This window comes from Corallococcus llansteffanensis (genome assembly GCF_003612055.1).
GTDB lineage: Bacteria > Myxococcota > Myxococcia > Myxococcales > Myxococcaceae > Corallococcus > Corallococcus llansteffanensis.
In genome coordinates, this window is the sequence record NZ_RAWB01000638.1 from 1 (window position 1) to 5,304 (window position 5,304).

At 71.3% G+C, this 5,304-nt stretch carries 7 protein-coding genes; 4 read left to right on the plus strand and 3 right to left on the minus strand.

Features of this window, described 5'->3' with window-relative positions; genetic code table 11:
- Window positions 1-22 precede the first annotated feature (22 nt).
- Both D7V93_RS37035 and D7V93_RS37040 read right to left on the minus strand, forming a co-directional pair.
- Window positions 23-400, minus strand: coding sequence for a cupin domain-containing protein (locus D7V93_RS37035; RefSeq protein WP_120624411.1), 378 nt, complete (start codon window positions 398-400; stop codon window positions 23-25).
- A 191-nt stretch (window positions 401-591) separates the two neighbouring features.
- Window positions 592-795, minus strand: a complete 204-nt coding sequence (locus D7V93_RS37040) for a cold-shock protein (protein WP_120610865.1) — start codon at window positions 793-795, stop codon at window positions 592-594.
- A 358-nt stretch (window positions 796-1,153) separates the two neighbouring features.
- Between D7V93_RS37040 and D7V93_RS37045 the strand changes: the two genes are divergently transcribed.
- Genes D7V93_RS37045 through D7V93_RS37060 form a run of 4 tightly spaced genes read left to right on the plus strand, consistent with a single transcriptional unit; the run spans window position 1,154 to window position 4,031 of the window.
- Window positions 1,154-1,675 (plus strand): periplasmic heavy metal sensor, encoded by a 522-nt coding sequence (locus D7V93_RS37045; RefSeq protein ID WP_120647833.1) that lies wholly within the window; start codon window positions 1,154-1,156, stop codon window positions 1,673-1,675.
- Between the two features lie 42 nt (window positions 1,676-1,717).
- Complete coding sequence (locus D7V93_RS37050; protein ID WP_120647834.1) at window positions 1,718-1,933, plus strand: hypothetical protein; 216 nt, start codon at window positions 1,718-1,720, stop codon at window positions 1,931-1,933.
- Window positions 1,934-1,947: 14 nt separating this feature from the next.
- A complete protein-coding gene (locus D7V93_RS37055) occupies window positions 1,948-2,628 on the plus strand; it encodes a response regulator transcription factor (RefSeq protein ID WP_120647835.1) in 681 nt (226 codons plus the stop codon).
- A complete protein-coding gene (locus D7V93_RS37060) occupies window positions 2,628-4,031 on the plus strand; it encodes a HAMP domain-containing sensor histidine kinase (RefSeq protein ID WP_120647836.1) in 1,404 nt (467 codons plus the stop codon). The genes D7V93_RS37055 and D7V93_RS37060 overlap by 1 nt, the downstream gene beginning before the upstream one ends.
- A 257-nt stretch (window positions 4,032-4,288) precedes the next feature.
- On the opposite strand, the gene D7V93_RS37065 is transcribed toward D7V93_RS37060, so the two are convergent.
- Window positions 4,289-5,125 (minus strand): beta-sandwich domain-containing protein, encoded by an 837-nt coding sequence (locus D7V93_RS37065; RefSeq protein WP_120647837.1) that lies wholly within the window; start codon window positions 5,123-5,125, stop codon window positions 4,289-4,291.
- Window positions 5,126-5,304: the final 179 nt, after the last annotated feature.

Below are 5,304 nucleotides of genomic sequence, written 5' to 3' on the forward strand. Positions count from 1 at the left end.
GTCCCCTCCCCCGCCTCCCGGCTCAGGCCTTGGCGGCCTTCCCCTTCGTCGTGGCCTCCGAGTGCTCGTCGCGGCCATGCACGGCGGACGAGGGGCTGGTGGCCTCCACGGCGGAGAACGTCTCCAGGATCTTGTACGTGTGGCTGGAGCCGCGCGGGACGAGCCACGAGTCACCGGGGTTGAGCAGGATGACCTGTCCCTCCAGGTGCAGCTCCGCGCGACCCTTGAGCACGTAGCCCACGGTCTCGTAGTCGCGGACGCTGGCGGGCTTGGCCTCGGCGGGCGGCTCGTCCTCCCACAGCCGCATGGCCACGCGGACGCCGGAGGCCAGGTACTTCTGGCCCATCTCTCCCTTGGGGGAATGGCGGCTTTCGACCTTCTTCACGCTGGTGTCGCCCATGTTCGCCTCTCCTTGGGGGCGGCGTGCGACGCCGCGCTCCTCAAGGCAGAAGGTAGGGAAGACCCCGGCCATTGGCGGGACGCGTCGCGCAGGCTGCCTGCCTGGCCTGCGGCCCAAAAGACGAAAGCCCAGCCTCCCTGGGGGAGACTGGGCTTCGGTGACTCACCGGTCGCGGAGAGTCGGGGCTTCGCTCAAGGAGCGGCGCGGACGTTCTGCGCCTGGAGGCCCTTGGGGCCCTTGGTGACCTCGAACTCCACCTTCTGGCCTTCAGCCAGCGTGCGGAAGCCATCCATGTTGATCGCAGTGTGATGGCAGAAAACGTCTTCGCCATTGTCCTGCGCGATGAAGCCAAAACCCTTCGCGTCGTTGAACCACTTCACAGTACCGAATGCCATTGTGAGTCTCTTCTCTTTCTCTGCTTTGAGCTGGTGACCGGCTCTCGCCAGCCACCCGTACCGGAAACGCACATCGCCCCCGGCACGCCGGGCACTCTACCTGCTTCCCGCGCGAACACCACTCCAGAGGAAGGAATCGTGCGAGCAGGCGTCCTTCATCCGACAGAAGGACTTTGTTGAGGCCCGGAGACTGAACACCCGGACGTCCGCGGCGCATTCCATGGGGATTTCCGGGGGCCTTCATACTTCTTCACCCCAGCCGGGCGTGGGCTTCACACCCGCTCTCTACCTTGTGCTCCGTCAGAAACGGCTCGGGCCCGCTTGGACGGCGCCCGACCTGCCTACTGGAGCCACACCCATGTTCGGATTCGTATTCGGTACCGCATGCCTCGCCGGCCTCTTCGCCACCCTGCGCCGGGGGCGCCATGGCCACCACCACGGCTACGGCCACGGAGGGATGTGGCGCGCGCGCCCCCGGCTGCGCTGGCTGTTCGAGCGGCTGGAGACGTCCCCCGGCCAGGAGAAGGTCATCGTGAAGGCGGTGGAGGACGCGCGCGAGGCCTTCGCCAAGGCGCGCGACCAGTGGGGGCCCAGCCGCACGGCGCTCGGGGCTTCCATGCGAGGGGAGCACTTCGACGGCGCCGTGCTGCGCGAGCTGTTCAGCCGCCACGACGTGGCGCTGGAGACGCTGCGCAACTCCGTGCAGGACGGCCTGTCGGCGGTGCACGAGGCGCTGGATCCGCGTCAGCGCCGCGAGCTCGCGGACATCATCGAGCACGGCTGGGGCTACGGCTGGCGCGGCGCTGGCCGGGGACGGGGCTGCGGCGGACGCGGCCGCTGGGGCGGCCGCCACGATGACGCCCCGCCTTCCATGGTCTGAAGCCTCCCCTCTTCCACACCTCCCTCTTCCTGGAGATTTCCCATGAGACACCGACTGCTCGTCGTCCTCCTCGCCGCGGGTGCCATCGGAGGCTACGCCTCCGGCTTCGCGAGCCTCGCCCGCCACCACCGCTCGTCGTGCCACCGGGGCGACTGGGGCGGCACCGCCTACCGCAACGGGACGCCGCCGTACTGGGACTGGCACGCGCGGCAGGCCCCGAATGCCGCGGGGCCCGCTGAAGCACCGGGAGCGCGTTAGGATTCCGGCCACCCATGCCCACCCGCGTCCTGCTCATCGACGACGACACCCGGATGTTCGAGCTGCTCGCGGAGTACCTCGGGCAGAACGGCATCACCGTCAGCCACGCGCCCGACGGGGGACGCGGGCTGGCGGCGCTGGAGGCCCACGCCTTCGACGCCGTGCTGCTGGACGTGATGATGCCGGGCATGGATGGGCTGGAGGTGTGCAAGCGCATCCGGGCGAAGAGCCGCATCCCCGTGCTGATGCTCACCGCCAAGGGGGATGAGACGGACCGGGTGGTGGGCCTGGAGCTGGGCGCGGACGACTACCTGCCCAAGCCCTTCGGTCCGCGCGAGCTGCTCGCCCGCCTGCGCGCGGTGCTGCGGCGGGCCCAGCCTTCGGCGGTGGCGGACCGGCTGGAGTCGAGCGGGGTGTCCATCGACGTGTCCGGGCGCGAGGTGCGGGTGGAGGGGCGCACGGTGGACCTGACGGGCCTGGAGTTCGACCTGCTGCTCGCGCTGGTGCGCCGGGCCGGCCGGGTGATTCCCCGCGACGCGCTGCTGGGCGAGGCGGGGCGCAGCGACACGGTGGTGAGCGAGCGCACGGTGGACGTGCACATCTCCCACCTGCGCCAGAAGCTGGGGGACGTGGGCACGCGCCTCATCAAGACGGTGCGCGGCGTGGGCTACGTCTTCGCCAAGGAAGGCACCTGATGGACTGGCGCCACCGGCATCACCCCGACGATGGCTGCGTCCCGCCCCATCATCGCCCCCGCTTTGGCAGGCACGGACGCCACGGCCACCACCGCCCACCATGGCACCTGGGGCGGCTGGGGTCCTTCGTGCAGGCGCGGCTGCGGCGGCGGCTGTTCGTCATGTTCGGGCTCACCATCCTCGTGACCGTGATGGTGGTGTCCGGGGTGATGAACCTGGTGGGCGGCTCGACGTGGAAGCAGGAGACGGAGCGCGTGCGCTCGTTCGTGGGCCACCGCTTCGCGGAGGTGTGGGACGCGCCCGCCGAGCGCGCGTCCCTCGTGCGGAGCATCTCCAACGACCTGGACGTGGACGTGGAGCTGACGGATGTGTCCGGCGCGGTGGTCGCGCGCGGAGGGGCGCCGTGCGCCGAACCGGACACGTCCTTCCCGGTGATGCGGGGGAGCGAGCTCCTGGGGACGGCGCGGACGTGCTACCTGCGCATGCGCTCGCACAGTCCCCTGCGCGGCGTGTTGCCCCTGGGCATCGCGGTGCTCGTGCTGTGGACGGCGGCGGGCGGCATCTCGTACAAGCTGGCGCGGCCGGTAGACCACCTGGTGCGGGCCACGCAGGAGCTGGGCGCGGGCAAGCTGGGGACGCGGGCGAGCCTCCACCGCCACGCCACCGGCGAGTTCGCGGTGCTCGCCGAGTCCTTCAACGACATGGCGGCGCGCATCGAGAAGCAGATGGCGGATCAGCGCGAGCTGCTCGCGGCGGTGTCCCACGAGCTGCGCACGCCGCTGGCGAGGCTGCGGGTGCTGACGGAGCTGCTCCGCGATGGCGGCGGCAACCCGCGCACGTTGGATCAGGTGGACCGCGAGGTGGTGGAGCTGGACGCGCTGGTGGGCGAGCTGCTCGCGAGCTCGCGCCTGGACTTCGGGCAGCTGACGCCCAAGGCGCTGGAGGCGGGGGTGCTCGCGGCCCAGGCGCTGGAGCGCGCCGGGCATTCCGCCACGCTGTTGCAGCCAGAGACGGATGACGTGACGCTGCTGGCGGACGCGACGCTGCTGGGCCGGGCGTTGGTGAACCTGCTCGACAACGCGCGTCGGCACGGGAACGGGGTGGAAGCGCTCCGGTTGCAGGACCACGGCCCGGAACACCTGGCCTTCTGCGTGGAGGACCGGGGCCCCGGGCTGCTGCCCGGCGAGGAGACGCGCATCTTCCAGCCGTTCTACCGGAAGGACCGGGGCGGCGAGGCGCGCGAGGCCGGCTCCCTGGGGCTGGGGCTCGCGCTGGTGCAGCGGATTGCCCGGGCCCACGGCGGGGACACGTTCGCGGAGAACCGGCCCGGCGGAGGCGCTCGGGTGGGCTTCACGGTGCGCAAGAAGGGCCCGCCGAGCACGCCAGTGCTTCCTCAAGCGTAGCGAAGGCACTGGGAGGCATGGGGCCTCCGCACCGTGAATCCGCTGGAGCGCCTGATGGAAAGGAGGCCCGCGAGGGCCGTCATCGCGAATCCTCTGGGCGCCCGGTGGGCACAGGGCCCGCGAGGACGGCGATGCGCCAGCACCGCGAGCGCGCCGTTGGCTTCACATCGCAGTGCACGGCCGCGCGACACCCACGCGACCGGCTTCTCAGGTCCAACGCACGGAAGGGGCCGGCATCACCGGCCCCCGAGCCCGCGCTACGGCTTCGCGGGCGCGTCCGTCGCGGCGAACGTGAACGCGGCGGCCGCCGGAGCACCATCCTTCACGGTGACCTCCGCCGTCTTCGTGCCCAGCGTCTCGTGCCACGCCTCCAGCGTGTACGTGCCGGCGGGCAGGCCCGTCAGGGTGAACGTGCCGTCATCCCCCGTGGTGGTGAAGTACGGGTTCGCGTTGCTGACCACGTAGGCCGTCATCCACGGGTGCACGTCGCACTTGAGGCGCAGCACCTCCGCGTCCGCCGGCATGGGCTTCTGCACCGGCGCGCCCGAGGGCGGCTGGGCCACGTTGAACACCGGCCGCGCGCCCACCACGCCGCGCACGTTGTGCAGCGTGCCGTCGCTGTTCTTGAACACCACCTGCTGCCCCGCCACCGCGCCCTGCACGCGCGGCACGTAGGTGCACTTGGACTGATCCACCACCACCGGCGTCGAAGGCGCGGCGGGCGCTCCCGCCACGGCGCCGCGCACGCGCACCAGCACGTTCTTGAGCTTGCCGTCCTTCACCAGCACGGACTGCTCCTTCTCCGGCCGACCGTCACACGCGGGATCGGCGCTGGGCGCCAGGTCCGCCATCACCGGCGCCGTGCCGGTGAACGACACCGTGCCCTTCACCACGCCGTTGCCCGCGGGCGCCGGAGCCGCCGCCTCACCCGTTCCCGCGCCCGCGTTCGCCGCAGGGGGCACCTGCTGCGCGGGGGGCGTCTCGACAGCCGGAGCCGCCACGGCGGGCGGGGCCGCTTCGTCCTTCTTGCACGCGGGCAGGGCCAGGAGCCCCACGACGGCGATCATCGACAAGCCAGGCGTACGCAGCTTCATGAGGCAGTCTCCTCGACGTGGATCCAGGTTGCGGTGCCCGCCGTCGTAGTGGAAGGCACCGGGCAAGTCCAACAACCACAGGGGCTACTCGCGGCGGCTCACGCTGAACGCGGCCAGTCCCACGAACACCGCGGCGAACGCGAGGAGCGCCGGAACCTCCCACCCCCTGTCTCTTATAC

Bases quoted from the DNA above. Each gene is read 5' to 3' on its own strand.
- D7V93_RS37035 (WP_120624411.1), bottom strand. From the start codon at position 400: ATGGGCGACACCAGCGTGAAGAAGGTCGAAAGCCGCCATTCCCCCAAG.
- D7V93_RS37040 (WP_120610865.1), bottom strand. From the start codon at position 795: ATGGCATTCGGTACTGTGAAGTGGTTCAACGACGCGAAGGGTTTTGGC.
- D7V93_RS37045 (WP_120647833.1), top strand. From the start codon at position 1,154: ATGTTCGGATTCGTATTCGGTACCGCATGCCTCGCCGGCCTCTTCGCC.
- D7V93_RS37050 (WP_120647834.1), top strand. From the start codon at position 1,718: ATGAGACACCGACTGCTCGTCGTCCTCCTCGCCGCGGGTGCCATCGGA.
- D7V93_RS37055 (WP_120647835.1), top strand. From the start codon at position 1,948: ATGCCCACCCGCGTCCTGCTCATCGACGACGACACCCGGATGTTCGAG.
- D7V93_RS37060 (WP_120647836.1), top strand. From the start codon at position 2,628: ATGGACTGGCGCCACCGGCATCACCCCGACGATGGCTGCGTCCCGCCC.
- D7V93_RS37065 (WP_120647837.1), bottom strand. From the start codon at position 5,125: ATGAAGCTGCGTACGCCTGGCTTGTCGATGATCGCCGTCGTGGGGCTC.